Source organism: Citrobacter freundii complex sp. CFNIH4 (genome assembly GCF_002934505.1).
In the GTDB taxonomy this organism is placed as follows: Bacteria; Pseudomonadota; Gammaproteobacteria; order Enterobacterales; family Enterobacteriaceae; genus Citrobacter; species Citrobacter freundii.
In genome coordinates this window covers 2,894,965-2,911,032 of the sequence record NZ_CP026231.1, presented here as the reverse complement: position 1 = coordinate 2,911,032, position 16,068 = coordinate 2,894,965, and the positions used below count along the sequence as shown (strand labels likewise).

15 protein-coding genes are annotated in these 16,068 nt (G+C 56.3%); 14 read left to right on the top strand and 1 reads right to left on the bottom strand.

Translation table 11 applies throughout. From position 1 onward, the window contains the following. Positions 1-54 precede the first annotated feature (54 nt). Complete coding sequence (locus C2U41_RS15040; RefSeq protein WP_103849038.1) at positions 55-1,098, top strand: DUF1176 domain-containing protein; 1,044 nt, start codon at positions 55-57, stop codon at positions 1,096-1,098. Here the strand turns inward: C2U41_RS15040 and tkt are convergent. Further along, the gene (gene tkt, locus C2U41_RS15035; RefSeq protein WP_103849023.1) at positions 1,088-3,082 is read right to left on the bottom strand and encodes a transketolase; all 1,995 of its coding nucleotides are present in this window, start codon (positions 3,080-3,082) and stop codon (positions 1,088-1,090) included. The genes C2U41_RS15040 and tkt overlap by 11 nt on opposite strands. Before the next feature lie 280 nt (positions 3,083-3,362). Here tkt and maeB point away from each other — a divergent pair, with 280 nt between their 5' ends. The 13 genes from maeB (at position 3,363) to eutA (ending at position 16,067) form a co-directional block, all read left to right on the top strand. After that, entirely contained in the window at positions 3,363-5,642 is a 2,280-nt protein-coding gene (maeB, locus tag C2U41_RS15025) for an NADP-dependent oxaloacetate-decarboxylating malate dehydrogenase (RefSeq protein ID WP_103849024.1), read from the top strand. Between the two features lie 160 nt (positions 5,643-5,802). Further along, positions 5,803-6,138 carry an ethanolamine utilization microcompartment protein EutS gene (gene eutS, locus C2U41_RS15020; protein WP_003037995.1) on the top strand — a complete coding sequence of 112 codons (336 nt, stop codon included), beginning with the start codon at positions 5,803-5,805 and terminating at the stop codon, positions 6,136-6,138. A gap of 12 nt (positions 6,139-6,150) precedes the next feature. After that, the gene (gene eutP / locus C2U41_RS15015; RefSeq protein ID WP_003037998.1) at positions 6,151-6,630 is read left to right on the top strand and encodes an ethanolamine utilization acetate kinase EutP; all 480 of its coding nucleotides are present in this window, start codon (positions 6,151-6,153) and stop codon (positions 6,628-6,630) included. Then, positions 6,608-7,312: an ethanolamine utilization acetate kinase EutQ gene (eutQ, locus tag C2U41_RS15010; protein WP_003847253.1), complete on the top strand. Its 705-nt coding sequence runs from the start codon at positions 6,608-6,610 to the stop codon at positions 7,310-7,312. The genes eutP and eutQ overlap by 23 nt, the downstream gene beginning before the upstream one ends. 9 nt (positions 7,313-7,321) lie before the next feature. After that, positions 7,322-8,125 carry an ethanolamine utilization cob(I)yrinic acid a,c-diamide adenosyltransferase EutT gene (gene eutT, locus C2U41_RS15005; protein ID WP_003838524.1) on the top strand — a complete coding sequence of 268 codons (804 nt, stop codon included), beginning with the start codon at positions 7,322-7,324 and terminating at the stop codon, positions 8,123-8,125. Next, positions 8,122-9,138 carry a phosphate acetyltransferase gene (pta, locus tag C2U41_RS15000; protein ID WP_016150739.1) on the top strand — a complete coding sequence of 339 codons (1,017 nt, stop codon included), beginning with the start codon at positions 8,122-8,124 and terminating at the stop codon, positions 9,136-9,138. Before eutT ends, pta begins: the two co-directional genes overlap by 4 nt. Before the next feature lie 37 nt (positions 9,139-9,175). Then, entirely contained in the window at positions 9,176-9,469 is a 294-nt protein-coding gene (eutM, locus tag C2U41_RS14995) for an ethanolamine utilization microcompartment protein EutM (protein ID WP_003835054.1), read from the top strand. A 114-nt stretch (positions 9,470-9,583) separates the two neighbouring features. Continuing rightward, complete coding sequence (gene eutN / locus C2U41_RS14990) at positions 9,584-9,871, top strand: ethanolamine utilization microcompartment protein EutN (protein WP_003038011.1); 288 nt, start codon at positions 9,584-9,586, stop codon at positions 9,869-9,871. An 11-nt stretch (positions 9,872-9,882) separates the two neighbouring features. After that, positions 9,883-11,286 (top strand): aldehyde dehydrogenase family protein, encoded by a 1,404-nt coding sequence (locus tag C2U41_RS14985; protein ID WP_032937835.1) that lies wholly within the window; start codon positions 9,883-9,885, stop codon positions 11,284-11,286. A gap of 12 nt (positions 11,287-11,298) precedes the next feature. Beyond that, a complete protein-coding gene (eutJ, locus tag C2U41_RS14980) occupies positions 11,299-12,138 on the top strand; it encodes an ethanolamine utilization protein EutJ (RefSeq protein WP_003838530.1) in 840 nt (279 codons plus the stop codon). After that, the gene (gene eutG / locus C2U41_RS14975; RefSeq protein ID WP_032937832.1) at positions 12,128-13,315 is read left to right on the top strand and encodes an ethanolamine utilization ethanol dehydrogenase EutG; all 1,188 of its coding nucleotides are present in this window, start codon (positions 12,128-12,130) and stop codon (positions 13,313-13,315) included. The genes eutJ and eutG overlap by 11 nt, the downstream gene beginning before the upstream one ends. Positions 13,316-13,434: 119 nt before the next feature. Further along, on the top strand, positions 13,435-14,667 hold the full coding sequence (eutH, locus tag C2U41_RS14970; RefSeq protein ID WP_003038023.1) for an ethanolamine utilization protein EutH: 1,233 nt from the start codon (positions 13,435-13,437) through the stop codon (positions 14,665-14,667). Continuing rightward, complete coding sequence (gene eutA / locus C2U41_RS14965; RefSeq protein ID WP_032937830.1) at positions 14,664-16,067, top strand: ethanolamine ammonia-lyase reactivating factor EutA; 1,404 nt, start codon at positions 14,664-14,666, stop codon at positions 16,065-16,067. Before eutH ends, eutA begins: the two co-directional genes overlap by 4 nt. The last annotated feature ends 1 nt before the right edge of the window (position 16,068 follow it).

Here is a 16,068-nt window from a genome sequence, read left to right as displayed (position 1 = left end):
CGCAAGGAAGATACCGCTTAGGCTGTGTGTTTTGACTTCGGGGTTGTACCGTCCATGCGCTATCGCGTTATTCTCCTTTTCCTGCTCTGGTTGCTACCAGCCCGATTGCTCTGGGCTGCGCCCGCGCAACAGGCGTTTTCTGACTGGCAGGTGACGTGTAATAACCAAAATTTTTGCGTGGCGCGCAATACCGGAGAGCACCACGGCCTGGTCATGACCTTGAGCCGCAGCGCCGGGGCACATACTGACGCCGTGTTGCGTATTGAGCTGGGCGGGCTGGAATCGTCCAACGTCAAAGAGAGCGATATTGCGCCGCGTCTGTTGTTGGATGGTGTGCCGCTCTCGCTGAGCGGCGAGCACTGGCGTGTTACCCCATGGCAACTGATGACCGATGATCCCGCCACCATTAGCGCATTTTTACAAACCGTACAAGACGCGAAGGCGATTACCCTGCAAAAAGGTGCGCAAAATCTTTCGCTGGTCGGGCTAAAAGCCGCATTGTTGTTTATCGATGCCCAGCAAAAACGGGTTGGCAGCGAAACCGCATGGATCGAAAAAGGTAACGAGCCTCCGCTCAGTGTACCTCCTGCCCCCGCGCTGAAAGGCGTAGCGGTCATTAACCCAACACCAACGCCTCTCACACAGCAAGAGCGCAGTGAACTGCTGGACTATGGTAACTGGCGAATCAACGGTATTCGTTGCTCTATCGATCCGCTGCGTCGCGAGATGCGCGTCACGGCCCTAACGGATGATAAAGCGCTGCTGATGATTGGCTGTGAGGCCGGAGCGTATAACACTATCGATCTGGCGTGGGTGGTTTCACGTACAACCCCGCTGACTTCACGCGCGGTACGGTTAAGCCTGCCTTTTAAAACGGATGCGGAAAGTCGCGATATGGAGCTGACCAACGCTACGTTTGACGAGAAGTCGCGGGAGTTGGTAACCCTCGCCAAAGGACGAGGGATGGCAGATTGCGGGATCCAGACCCGCTGGCGCTACGATGGTCAGCGTTTTCGTCTGGTGCGTTATGCCCAGGAGCCAAGCTGCGATAACTGGCATGGGCCAGACGCCTGGCCCACGCTGTGGATCACACGTTAAGCACCTTGTGTGCTTTGTCGACGATGTTATCTACCGTAAAGCCGAAGAACGGGAACAGCTTGTCTGCCGGTGCCGACTCCCCATAGCCCGTCATCCCAACAATCGCCCCTTTCAGCCCAACATATTTGTACCAGTAGTCGGCAATACCGGCTTCTACCGCCACGCGCGCGCTGACGTTTGCCGGCAGGACCGACTCCCGGTACGTCTCATCCTGGGCGTCGAAGATATCGGTTGAAGGCAGAGAAACTACACGTACGTTACGGCCTTCGCCGGTCAGTTTTTCCGCTGCCAGCAGTGTGATTTCCATTTCTGAACCGGTAGCAATCAGGATAACATCCGGCTTACCGCCGCCGTCCTTCAGCACATAGCCGCCGCGGGCAATTTGCTGCACCTGCTCAGGTGTGCGCTCAACCTGCGCCAGATTCTGCCGCGAGAGGATCAGCGCCGTTGGCCCGTCATGGCGTTCGACCGCCAGCTTCCAGCCTACTGCCGCCTCAACCTGATCGCATGGTCGCCAGGTACTGAAATTAGGCGTCAGGCGCAGGCTGGCGAGTTGTTCGACGGCCTGGTGCGTGGGACCATCTTCCCCCAGGCCAATCGAGTCGTGGGTATAAACCATGATTTGTCGGGCTTTCATCAGCGCCGCCATGCGCGCGGCATTACGGGCATATTCAACAAACATCAGGAACGTTGCGGTGTACGGTACGAAGCCCCCGTGGTGCGCGATACCATTGGCAATGGCGGTCATGCCAAATTCCCGCACGCCGTAGTGGATGTAGTTTCCTGCATGATCCTCTTTAAGAGAGGAGGAGCCTTTCCAGATGGTCAGGTTGCTGGGTGCCAGATCAGCCGAGCCGCCGAGCAGTTCTGGCAGTATCGGCCCATAGGCGTTCAGGGTATTTTGCGAAGCTTTACGGGTGGCTATTTGGGCTGGGTTGGCTTGCAGGTCGGTAATATATTTCTGGGTTGTTGCTTCCCACTCCTTAGGCAGTCCGCCGCTCATCCGGCGAGTAAACTCTGCCGCCAGTTCCGGGTAGGCTTGTTCGTAAGCTGCGAATTTCTCCTTCCAGCCCTGTTGCGCTTTTTCGCCTTTCTCGCGTGCGTCCCACGCCCGGTAAATCTCTTTGGGGATTTCAAAAGCAGGATGATGCCACCCCAGTTTCTGCCGGGTCAGCGCCACCTCTTCTTCGCCCAGCGCAGCGCCGTGCGCTTCCTCTTTCCCGGCTTTATTCGGTGAGCCAAAACCAATCACCGTGCGGCAGATAATCAGCGACGGTTTATCAGTAACAGCCTGCGCTTCCTGAATGGCTTTTTTCACCGCCTCAGGGTCATGACCGTCAATATCGTGCACTACATGCCAGTGGTAAGCCTCAAAGCGTTTTGCAGTATCGTCGGTAAACCAGCCGTCGGTTTCGCCATCAATTGAGATGCCGTTGTGATCGTAGAAGCCGATGAGTTTGCCAAGCCCCAGCGTGCCCGCCAGCGAACAAGCCTCGTGTGAAATACCCTCCATCAGACAGCCGTCGCCCATAAAGACCCAGGTAAAGTGGTTAACAATCTCATGGTCCGGCTGGTTAAACTGCGCTGCCAGCGTGCGCTCGGCAATGGCCATGCCGACGGCGTTGGCCAAACCCTGGCCCAGCGGTCCGGTGGTGGTTTCCACGCCCGGCGTGTAGCCAATTTCCGGGTGACCTGGCGTCTTCGAATGGAGCTGACGGAAGTTCTTTAATTCTTCGATCGGCAGGTCGTAACCGGAAAGATGCAATAGGCTGTAAAGCAGCATTGAGGCGTGGCCGTTGGACAGAATAAACCGGTCACGATCGTACCAGGTGGGATCGGTCGGGTTATGGCGTAGAAAATCGTTCCACAGCACTTCGGCGATATCGGCCATCCCCATTGGTGCTCCTGGGTGGCCGGAGTTAGCTTTTTGGACGGCATCCATACTCAGCGCACGAATGGCATTGGCAAGCTCTTTACGGGTCATAGGAAATACTCCTTGAAAAGTAAAGTGTTAGATGCGTGTTGTGATTCACACTTTTGGGAAAATTGCGGGCGTTGTCAGCAAAAAGCATAGCAGACAGGCATGGTATTGCTGGATTAAGCAGGTAACATGGCTGTTATAAATTGATAACAAATTCTTTCTTTGAATGGTGAGAGTTTGGGGACCTTCAAAGTTTGTGCCGTTGACTGAGGTGATAATGTGCGGCTCAGTAGAATGGTTACCCGCGCCACTTTTTTGATAGATACGTGAAAGGAACAACAAGATGGATGACCAGTTAAAACAAAGCGCCCTCGATTTCCACGAATTTCCGGTACCCGGCAAAATCCAGGTTTCTCCGACCAAGCCTCTGGCAACGCAGCGCGACCTGGCGCTGGCCTACTCGCCGGGCGTGGCTGCACCGTGTCTTGAAATTGAAAAGGACCCGCTGGCAGCCTACAAATACACCGCGCGCGGCAACCTGGTTGCGGTTATTTCCAACGGTACGGCGGTGCTGGGCCTGGGCAATATTGGCGCACTGGCCGGCAAACCGGTGATGGAAGGTAAAGGCGTTCTGTTTAAGAAATTCGCCGGGATCGACGTGTTCGACATTGAAGTCGATGAACTCGATCCGGATAAATTTATCAATGTGGTTGCGGCCCTGGAACCCACGTTTGGCGGTATCAACCTCGAAGATATCAAAGCGCCGGAGTGCTTCTACATTGAGCAAAAGCTGCGCGAACGCATGAATATTCCGGTCTTCCACGATGACCAGCACGGTACAGCAATCATCAGTACTGCCGCAATTCTGAACGGTCTGCGGGTGGTTGAGAAAAATATCTCCGACGTGCGCATGGTGGTGTCTGGCGCAGGCGCGGCGGCGATTGCCTGTATGAACCTGCTGGTAGCGCTGGGTATGCAGAAACACAATATTGTGGTCTGTGACTCCAAAGGCGTGATTTACAAAGACCGCGAACCGAACATGGCGGAAACCAAAGCGGCTTATGCGGTGGTGGATGACGGTAAGCGTACGCTGGATGATGTCATTGACGGCGCAGATATTTTCCTCGGTTGCTCCGGTCCGAAAGTGCTGACGCAGGAAATGGTTAAGAAGATGGCGCGTGCGCCAATGATTCTGGCACTCGCTAACCCGGAACCGGAAATCCTGCCGCCGTTGGCAAAAGAGGTGCGTTCCGACGCAATCATTTGTACTGGCCGTTCAGACTACCCGAACCAGGTTAACAACGTCCTGTGCTTCCCGTTCATCTTCCGCGGTGCGCTGGATGTCGGTGCAACGGCCATCAACGAAGAGATGAAACTGGCGGCGGTGCACGCAATTGCTGAGCTGGCGCATGCCGAGCAGAGTGAAGTGGTGGCCTCTGCTTATGGCGATCAGGACCTGAGCTTCGGCCCGGAATACATCATTCCGAAACCGTTCGACCCGCGTCTGATCGTCAAAATCGCCCCTGCTGTGGCGAAAGCAGCGATGGACTCTGGTGTGGCCACGCGTCCGATTGCCGACTTTGACGCTTACATCGATAAGCTGACTGAATTCGTCTACAAAACCAACCTGTTCATGAAGCCAATTTTCTCCCTGGCACGCAAAGCGCCGAAGCGTGTGGTGCTGACGGAAGGGGAAGAAGCGCGTGTACTGCATGCTACTCAGGAGCTGATTACTTTAGGACTGGCAAAACCAATCCTGATCGGTCGTCCGAGCGTTATTGAAATGCGTATCCAGAAACTGGGGCTGCAGATCAAAGCGGGCGTCGATTTTGAGATCGTCAACAACGAATCCGATCCACGCTTTAAAGAGTACTGGAGCGAGTACTACCAGATTATGAAGCGCCGTGGGATCACCCAGGAGCAGGCGCAGCGTGCGGTGATTGCCAACACTACGGTGATCGGTGCAATCATGGTGCAGCGTGGCGAAGCGGATGCGATGATCTGCGGTACGATTGGTGACTACCATGAGCACTTCAGCGTGGTGAAAGAGGTGTTTGGCCATCGTGACGGCGTGCATACTGCTGGGGCGATGAACGCCTTGCTGCTGCCAAGTGGTAACACTTTTATCGCCGATACTTACGTCAACGACGATCCTACGCCTGAGCAACTGGCGGAAATCGCTGTGATGGCGGCAGAGACTGTGCGTCGCTTTGGTATTGAACCGAAGGTGGCGTTGCTGTCGCACTCCAACTTTGGTTCCTCTGACTGCCCGTCGGCCAGCAAAATGCGCGAAGCGCGGGAGCTGATTAAGGCGCGCGCGCCAGAGTTGATGATTGACGGCGAAATGCACGGCGACGCCGCGCTGGTGGAAAGTATCCGTAATGACCGCATGCCGGACAGTCCGCTGAAAGGCTCAGCGAATATTCTGGTGATGCCGAATATGGAAGCGGCCCGTATTAGTTACAACTTACTACGCGTTTCCAGTTCTGAAGGCGTAACGGTTGGCCCGGTGCTGATGGGGGTTGCGAAACCTGTTCATGTATTAACGCCGATCGCCTCTGTTCGTCGTATCGTTAATATGGTGGCGCTGGCGGTTGTAGAAGCCCAAACGCAGCCGCTGTAATTTCACTTTAATTAATTTCCGGCGCGGGTTTCTCTCGCGCCTTTTTATTTTCCCTTTCTTAGTGATCTACTTCACCTTTTAAACCTGGTTGCCGAATTTTGTTATTTACTCTGACAAAAAATTGCTACGATAAGGGCAGTTTTAGCGGAGGCGGTGAGCAATGGAAAAAGAACGCATTATTCAGGAATTTGTGCCGGGGAAACAGGTCACGCTGGCGCATCTCATTGCGCACCCCGGCGAGGAATTAGCGAAAAAGATCGGCGTTCCCGAAGCGGGCGCTATCGGCATCATGACGCTGACGCCAGGCGAAACCGCGATGATTGCCGGTGACTTAGCCATGAAGGCGGCGGATGTACATATCGGTTTTCTCGATAGATTCAGCGGCGCACTGGTGATCTACGGCTCGGTAGGCGCAGTAGAAGAAGCGTTATTACAGACGGTAAGCGGTCTGGGTCGATTATTAAATTTCACTTTGTGCAACCTGACAAAAAGTTAATCAGAGGCGGCGATGAAACGTATTGCGTTTGTCGGTACGGTGGGGGCGGGGAAAACAACGCTCTTTAATGCGCTACAGGGGAATTATTCCCTCGCCAGAAAAACACAGGCCGTGGAGTTTAATGAAAATGGCGATATCGATACGCCAGGGGAATATTTTAGCCATCCGCGCTGGTATCACGCCTTAATTACCACGCTGCAGGATGTTGATACGTTGATTTATATACACGCGGCAAATGATAAAGAAAGTCGCTTACCTGCCGGGCTGTTGGATATCGGTGCCAGTAAACGACAAATCGCCGTTATCAGTAAAACGGACATGCCGGATGCCGACGTCGCCGCAACGCGACAACTACTTCGCGGGATGGGGTTTCAGGAGCCGATTTTTGAGCTCAATAGCCATGACCCGCGCAGTGTGCAGCACCTGGTGGATTATCTGACTGAGCTCAGCCAAAAGGAGGAAAGGGCAGGTGAAAAAACTCATCACAGCTAACGATATTCGTGCGGCCCACGCACGCGGCGAACAGGAAATGTCGGTTGTTCTGCGCGCCAGCATCATCACCCCGGAGGCGCGCGAAGTTGCGGAGCTGCTGGGCGTTACCATCAGTGAATGCGATGAATCCGCGCCAGGCGCCGTCGCTGCTGCTCCGGCTGCGGTGACTGATGGCAAAACGGAAAGCCAGCGCATTCGCGAAACCATCATTGCGCAGTTACCGGAAGGGCAGTTTACCGAAAGCCTGGTCGCGCAGTTGATGGACAAAGTCATGAAGGAAAAGCAGTCGCTGGAGCAGGGCGGAATGCAGCCGAGCTTTAACTCGGTGACCGGCAAAGGCGGTGTGAAAGTCATCGACGGCAGCAGCGTGAAGTTTGGTCGTTTTGACGGCGCGCAGCCGCACTGCGTGGGCTTAACCGATCTGGTGACCGACCAGGACGGTAGCAGCATGGCCGCCGGGTTTATGCAGTGGGATAACGCCTTTTTCCCATGGACGCTGAACTACGACGAAATCGACATGATTCTGGAAGGAGAGCTGCATGTTCGCCACGAAGGCGAAACCATGATTGCAAAAGCCGGGGACGTGATGTTTATCCCGAAAGGCTCCAGCATCGAATTTGGTACGCCATCGACGGTGAAGTTTCTGTATGTGGCCTGGCCTGCGAACTGGCAGTCCTGCTAAGGCGGATGTATGAAGGATTTCATTACCGAAGCATGGCTCAGAGCGAATCATACGCTCAGCGAAGGGGCTGAAATTCATCTCCCCGCTGACGCTCGCCTGACGCCGTCTGCCCGGGAATTACTGGAAAGCCGACATCTGCGCATTAAGTTTATTGACGAGCAGGGCAGCCTGTTTATTGATGACGAAGAACAGCAGCCGCAGCCGGTGCATGGGTTAACCAGCAGTGATACGCATCCACAGGCCAGCTGCGAACTGTGCCATCAACCGGTGGCGAAGAAACCGGACACCCTGACGCATCTGACGGCGGACAAGATGGTCGCCAAAAGTGACCCTCGGCTGGGATTTCGCGCCGCGCTGGACAGCACCATCGCCCTGGCCGTGTGGTTGCAGATTGAGATGGCAGAACCATGGCAGCCGTGGCTGGCGGATATCCGCTCGCGCCTGGGCAATATTATGCGCGCAGACGCCATGGATGAGCCGCTGGCAGCACAAGCTGTCGTGGGTTTAAGTGACGAAGATTTACACCGTCTTTCGCATCAACCGCTGCGCTATCTGGACCACGACCATCTGGTGCCTGAAGCCAGCCATGGACGTGATTGCGCGTTACTTAATCTGCTGCGTACCAAAGTCCGTGAAACGGAGACGGTGGCGGCCCAGGTATTCATCACTCGCAGTTTTGAGGTTATACGACCGGACATTATGCAGGCGCTCAACCGCCTTTCCAGTACGGTCTACGTGATGATGATTCTGAGTGTTGCAAAGCATCCGCTGACGGTTAGTCAAATTCAACAGAGACTGGGGGAGAAGCAATGATCATTGAACGTGCTCGTCAACTCGCCCAACGCTCACCTGCACGAGTAGTGTTCCCGGATGCGCTGGATGTCCGGGTGCTGAAGGCGGCGAATTACCTGCATCAGCACGGTCTGGCACGCCCCATTCTCGTCGCCAGCCCGTTTGCGCTACGCCAGTTTGCGCTCAGTCATCGCGTAGCCATGGATGGTATTCAGGTTATTGATCCACAAAGCAATGTACAGATGCGTGAAGAGTTTGCCCTGCGCTGGCTGGCGCGTGCGGGTGAAAAAACGCCGCCGGATGCGCGGGAGAAGCTCAACGATCCGCTGATGTTTGCCGCCGCGATGGTCAGTGCCGGTAAAGCCGATGTGTGTATTGCGGGCAACTTGTCATCAACGGCAAACGTGCTGCGTGCAGGATTGCGCATTATTGGATTACAGCCTGGTTGCAAAACGCTGTCGTCAATTTTCCTGATGCTGCCGCAGTATCTCGGGCCGTCATTAGGATTTGCAGACTGTAGCGTTGTGCCGCAGCCCACTGCTGCACAGCTGGCGGATATCGCCATCGCCAGCGCTGAAACCTGGAAGGCGATCACAGGTGAAGAGCCGCGCGTGGCCATGCTGTCGTTTTCAAGTAATGGCAGTGCTCGCCATCCTAACGTCGCTAACGTGCAGCAGGCGACCGAGATCGTTCGTGAGCGTGCCCCGCAGCTTACCGTGGACGGTGAACTGCAATTTGATGCCGCCTTTGTTCCGGATGTCGCTGCGCAAAAAGCGCCAGCAAGTCCGTTAAAGGGCAATGCCAATGTGATGGTCTTCCCATCGCTGGAGGCGGGCAATATTGGCTACAAAATCGCTCAGCGTCTGGGAGGGTATCGCGCAGTAGGGCCATTGATTCAGGGGCTTGCCGCACCGCTTCATGATCTCTCTCGTGGCTGTAGCGTACAGGAAATTATCGAACTGGCGTTGGTGGCAGCAGTGCCGCGCCAGACTGACATGAGTCGTGAAAACGCCTCGCACACACTGGTTGTATAAGGTCCCGTTCAGGACCCCTTAATGAGAGGAAAACACAATGGAAGCATTAGGAATGATTGAAACCCGGGGCCTGGTTGCACTGATTGAGGCTTCTGACGCAATGGTTAAAGCGGCACGTGTGAAACTGGTTGGCGTGAAGCAGATCGGTGGCGGTCTGGTCACTGCCATGGTCCGTGGCGACGTAGCGGCATGTAAAGCTGCAACGGACGCAGGTGCTGCGGCAGCACAGCGTATTGGCGAGCTGGTTTCAGTGCACGTGATCCCGCGTCCGCACGGCGATCTGGAAGAAGTGTTCCCGATCAGCTTTAAAGGCGACAGCAACGACATGTAAGTCGTCCATGTGACGCCACAGACTTCATTGCTGGCGTCACCCTCTCTCCTTTTCACATTACCTTCTGCGGAGGGTAGGGGGAGGTTTTACCTGAAATATGCCACGGAGGCGCGTATGAAACTGGCAATCGTTACAGGACAAATTGTTTGTACCGTACGCCATCAGGGGCTCGCGCACGACAAGTTGCTGATGGTGGAAATGATTGACGCCCAGGGAAATCCCGACGGGCAATGTGCTGTTGCTATCGACAGCATCGGGGCGGGAACCGGAGAGTGGGTGCTGCTGGTCAGCGGAAGCTCCGCCCGTCAGGCGCACCGGAATGAATCATCGCCTGTCGATCTGTGCGTGATTGGCATTGTCGATGAAGTGGTGGCAGGTGGTCAGGTGATCTTCCATAAATAAGGCAGAAAATCATGAATCAACAGGATATTGAACAGGTCGTGAAAGCGGTACTGCTGAAAATGAAAGACAGCAGCCAACCCGTCAGTGCCGTTCAAGAAATGGGCGTTTTTGCCTCCCTGGATGACGCAGTGGCGGCAGCAAAACTGGCCCAGCAGGGGCTGAAAAGCGTCGCTATGCGCCAACTGGCTATCACGGCGCTACGTGAGGCGGGCGAAAAGCACGCCAGAGAATTAGCGGAACTTGCCGTCACTGAAACCGGCATGGGACGCGTCGAAGATAAATTTGCCAAAAACGTGGCGCAGGCGCGCGGCACTCCGGGTGTGGAATGCCTGTCTCCACAGGTTCTGACCGGCGATAACGGTCTGACGCTGATTGAAAACGCGCCGTGGGGCGTGGTGGCCTCGGTAACCCCATCCACCAACCCGGCCGCGACCGTTATTAACAACGCCATCAGCCTGATTGCCGCTGGTAACAGCGTGGTTTTCGCACCGCATCCGGCGGCGAAAAAAGTCTCTCAGCGCGCTATCACTCTGCTTAACCAGGCGGTAGTTGCCGCAGGCGGTCCGGCAAACCTGTTGGTGACGGTTGCCAACCCAGATATCGAGACTGCCCAACGTCTGTTCAAGTACCCTGGTATCGGCCTGCTGGTGGTGACCGGTGGTGAAGCCGTAGTAGATGCCGCGCGTAAGCACACCAACAAACGTTTGATTGCCGCTGGCGCAGGTAATCCGCCGGTGGTGGTTGATGAAACGGCTGACCTGGCACGCGCGGCGCAGTCGGTAGTCAAAGGCGCATCGTTTGACAACAACATCATCTGCGCTGACGAAAAAGTGCTGATCGTGGTCGATAGCGTCGCTGATGAACTGATGCGTCTGATGGAAAGCCAGCATGCGGTGAAACTCACCACGGCCCAGGCAGAACAGCTGCAGCCGGTGCTGCTGAAAAATATCGATGAGCGCGGTAAAGGCACGGTCAGTCGTGACTGGGTAGGTCGTGACGCAGGCAAAATCGCTGCGGCGATTGGTCTGAACGTACCGGATCAAACCCGTCTGTTATTCGTCGAAACCTCCGCGAGGCATCCGTTTGCCGTCACCGAACTGATGATGCCGGTTCTACCAGTCGTGCGGGTCGCTAACGTCGATGAAGCCATTGAACTGGCGGTCAAGCTTGAAGGCGGTTGCCACCATACGGCGGCGATGCACTCGCGCAATATCGACAACATGAACCGTATGGCAAACGCCATTGATACCAGCATCTTCGTTAAGAACGGACCGTGCATTGCCGGTCTTGGACTGGGCGGTGAAGGCTGGACCACGATGACCATTACCACACCAACCGGGGAAGGGGTGACCAGTGCGCGTACGTTTGTGCGTCTGCGTCGCTGTGTGTTGGTAGACGCCTTCAGAATTGTATAAGGAGTAAATGAGATGGCGCACGACGAACAACGTTGGTTGACACCCAGACTGCTAAAAGCGGCAACGCTATGTAACCAGACGCCCACAAAGAGCGATTCACCGCTGTGGTTGGGCATTGATTTGGGAACGTGTGATGTGGTGTCGATGGTTGTGGACAGTGACGGACAGCCGGTCGCGGTTTGCCTGGACTGGGCCGATGTCGTGCGCGATGGCATCGTCTGGGATTTCTTTGGTGCGGTGACCATCGTTCGTCGCCATCTCGATACGCTCGAACAACAGCTGGGTTGCCGCTTTACCCATGCGGCAACCTCATTTCCACCGGGAACTGACCCTCGCATCTCTATTAACGTGCTGGAGTCTGCCGGGCTTGAAGTGAGCCATGTGCTCGACGAACCGACAGCGGTGGCGGATCTGTTGCAGCTCGATAACGCCGGCGTGGTGGATATTGGTGGTGGCACTACCGGGATTGCGATCGTTAAACAAGGCAAGGTGACCTACTCCGCTGATGAAGCAACCGGTGGGCATCATATCTCTCTGACGCTGGCCGGGAACCGTCGTATCCAGTTAGAAGAAGCCGAGCAGTACAAGCGTAGCAATGGCAAAGAAATCTGGCCGGTGGTGAAGCCTGTTTACGAAAAAATGGCGGAAATCGTGGCTCATCATATTGCGGGTCAGGGCGTTACCGATTTATGGCTGGCCGGTGGTTCCTGCATGCAGCCGGGCGTTGATGAGCTGTTCCGTAAGCGTTTCCCGGAACTGCAGGTGCATTTACCCCAGCACAGCCTGTTTATGACCCCGCTGGCGATTGCCAACAGCGGAAAAGAAAAAGCGGAAGGAATCTATGCAAGCTGAATTGCAGACCGCGCTCTTTCAGGCATTCGATACCCTGAATCTGCAACGCGTAAAAACGTTTAGCGTTCCACCGGTCACCCTTTGTGGGCTGGGAGCGCTCAGTACTTGCGGACAGGAAGCACAAACGCGCGGATTGACGCATATGTTCGTCATGGTGGACAGCTTCCTGCATCAGGCGGGGATGACCGCCGCGCTGGAACGCAGTCTGGCGATGAAAGGCGTGGCGATGACGCTGTGGCCATGTCCGGTAGGCGAACCGTGTATTACGGACGTCTGCGCGGCGGTCGCGCAATTGCGTGAATCGAAGTGCGATGGCGTTGTGGCCTTTGGTGGTGGCTCCGTACTGGATGCCGCCAAGGCAGTGGCGTTGCTGGTGACCAACCCCACTCAGACGCTGGCAGACATGGACGAGCGCAGCGCGTTACGCCCACGTCTGCCGCTGATTGCCGTACCGACTACCGCCGGAACGGGCTCAGAAACCACCAACGTCACGGTAATAATCGACGCCGCGACTGGACTCAAAAAAGTGCTGGCCCACGCAACCCTGATGCCGGATGTGGCGATCCTGGACGCTGCATTGACGGAAGGCGTGCCTGCACATGTAACGGCAATGACCGGGATTGATGCACTGACGCACGCCGTTGAAGCGTATAGCGCGCTGAACGCGACGCCATTTACCGACAGTCTGGCGATTGGCGCGATTGCGATGATAGGTAAATCGCTGCCGAAGGCCGTCGGCTACGGTCAGGATCTGGCGGCGCGCGAAAGCATGCTGCTGGCTTCCTGTATGGCCGGGATGGCGTTTTCCAGCGCAGGGCTGGGCCTGTGCCATGCGATGGCGCACCAGCCGGGAGCGACGTTGCATATCCCACACGGACAGGCTAACGCCATGCTGCTTCCTACGGTAATGGGGTTCAACCGCATGGTGTGTCGTGAGCGCTTCAGCCATATCGGACGCGCGTTAACCAACAAGAAATCGGACGATCGTGATGCTATCAACGCGGTCAGCGAGTTGATTAGCGAAGTGGGCCAGACCAAACGACTCTCAGACGTTGGAGCAAAACCCGAGCATTACAGCGCATGGGCACACGCCGCGCTGGAGGATATTTGTATTCGCAGTAACCCACGCATCGCCACGCAGGAACAGATTATCGACCTGTACGCGGCTGCCGGGTAATGCCTGTAGGCCGGATAAGGTGCTTGCACCGCCATCCGGCAATAACACGGCGTTAATGCCGGAGGCGACGTAAACGTCTTATCCGGCCTACAAATCACAAATGACAGGGAGTAGGGGCTATGGGAATTAACGAAATCATCATGTACATCATGATGTTCTTTATGCTGATTGCCGCCGTGGACAGGATCCTGTCGCAGTTCGGCGGTTCGGCGCGCTTCCTCGGTAAGTTCGGTAAGAGCATTGAGGGATCGGGCGGTCAGTTTGAAGAAGGCTTTATGGCAATGGGCGCGCTGGGTCTGGCGATGGTCGGTATGACCGCGCTGGCGCCGGTACTGGCGCATGTGCTCGGGCCGGTAATTATTCCGCTGTATGAAATGCTGGGCGCGAACCCGTCGATGTTTGCCGGAACGCTGCTGGCGTGCGATATGGGCGGCTTCTTCCTGGCGAAAGAGCTGGCGGGCGGCGATGTGGCGGCGTGGTTGTACTCTGGCCTGATTCTCGGCGCGATGATGGGGCCGACGCTGGTGTTCTCCATTCCGGTTGCGCTGGGAATTATTGAACCGTCTGACCGTCGTTATCTGGCGCTGGGCGTGCTGGCCGGTATTGTCACCATTCCGATTGGCTGTATTGCGGGTGGTCTGGTGGCGATGTACTCCGGCGTGGAAATCAACGGTCAGCCTGTGGAGTTCACCTTCGCGCTGATCCTGATGAACATGATCCCGGTGCTGATCGTAGCCGTGCTGGTGGCGCTGGGACTGAAATTCATCCCGGAAAAAATGATCAACGGCTTCCAGATCTTCGCCAAGTTCCTGGTAGCGCTGATCACCCTCGGTCTGGCTGCGGCAGTCATCAAGTTCCTGCTCGGCTGGGAGCTGATCCCAGGTCTTGATCCTATTTTCATGGCGCCAGGCGACAAGCCGGGTGAAGTGATGCGCGCCATCGAAGTTATCGGTTCTATCTCCTGTGTGCTGCTGGGTGCCTACCCGATGGTGCTGCTGCTGACCCGCTGGTTTGAAAAACCGCTGATGAGCGTCGGCAACCTGTTAAAAGTCAATAACATTGCTGCTGCGGGTATGGTGGCAACGCTTGCCAACAACATCCCAATGTTCGGCATGATGAAAAACATGGATACCCGCGGCAAAGTGATCAACTGCGCCTTTGCGGTTTCCGCGGCCTTCGCTCTGGGTGACCACTTAGGTTTCGCCGCTGCCAACATGAACGCCATGATCTTCCCGATGATTGTCGGCAAGCTGATCGGCGGCGTGACGGCGATTGGCGTGGCTATGCTGTTAGTACCGAAAGACGAAGATGTTCCGGCACCAGCAGAAACCAATCCGGAGGCGCAATCGTGAATACTCGCCAGCTACTCAGCGTCGGTATCGATATCGGCACCACCACCACTCAGGTGATCTTCTCACGCCTTGAGCTGGTCAACCGTGCGGCAGTGTCGCAGGTGCCGCGCTACGAATTCATCAAACGCGAAATTAGCTGGCAAAGCCCGGTGTTCTTTACCCCCGTTGATAAGCAGGGCGGGTTGAAAGAGGCCGAACTGAAAGCACTGATCCTCGCCCAGTATCAGGCGGCGGGCATTGCGCCGGAAACGGTTGATTCCGGCGCGATCATCATTACCGGGGAAAGTGCCAAAACGCGCAACGCGCGCCCGGCGGTGATGGCGCTCTCCCAGTCGCTGGGGGATTTCGTGGTTGCCAGCGCCGGTCCGCATCTGGAATCGGTGATTGCTGGTCACGGTGCGGGGGCACAAACCCTGTCCGAGCAGAAGTTGTGCCGCGTACTGAATATCGACATCGGCGGCGGTACGTCGAACTACGTTCTGTTCGATGCCGGAAAAGTCAGCGGATCGGCCTGTCTGAACGTCGGCGGACGGCTACTGGAAACGGACGGTCAGGGGCGCGTGGTGCATGCGCATCAGCCGGGACAAATGATTGTGGATGACGTATTTGGTCCAGGCGCTGATGCCCGAACCCTCAATGCGGCGCAGCTTGTTCAGGTGGCCCGACGGATGGCGGCGCTGATTGTGGAGGTGATTGACGGCACGCTTTCACCGCTGGCACAGGCGCTGATGCAAACCGCTCTGTTACCGGCGGGCGTGAAGCCGGAAGTGATTACGTTGTCCGGCGGGGTGGGCGAGTGCTACCGCAACCAACCTGCCGATCCGTTCTGTTTTTCCGACATTGGGCCGCTGTTAGCGACGGCGCTGCATGAACATCCGCGCCTGCGTGAGATGAACGTGCAGTTCCCGGCGCAAACCGTGCGCGCCACGGTGATTGGCGCCGGTGCGCATACGCTATCGCTTTCGGGCAGCACTATCTGGCTGGAGGGTGTGGCGCTTCCGCTGCGTAATCTGCCAGTGGCGATTCCGGTTGATGAGGCTGATCTGGTGGCCGCCTGGCAACAGGCGCTAATGCAGCTCGATCTGGACCCACAAACGGACGCCTACGTGCTGGCGCTGCCCGCTTCTCTGCCGGTGCGCTACGCCGCGCTGTTAACGGTGATTGATGCGCTGCTGGCCTTTGTCGCGCGCTATCCGAATCCGCATCCCCTGCTGGTGGTAGCCGAGCAGGATTTTGGTAAGGCCCTGGGCATGCTGTTACGCCCACAGTTACAGCAACACCCGCTGGCGGTCATCGATGAGGTGGTTGTCCGGGCGGGGGACTATATCGACATTGGTACGCCTCTTTTTGGCGGATCGGTTGTGCCGGTGACGGTGAAATCACTCGCATTTCCTTCCTGAG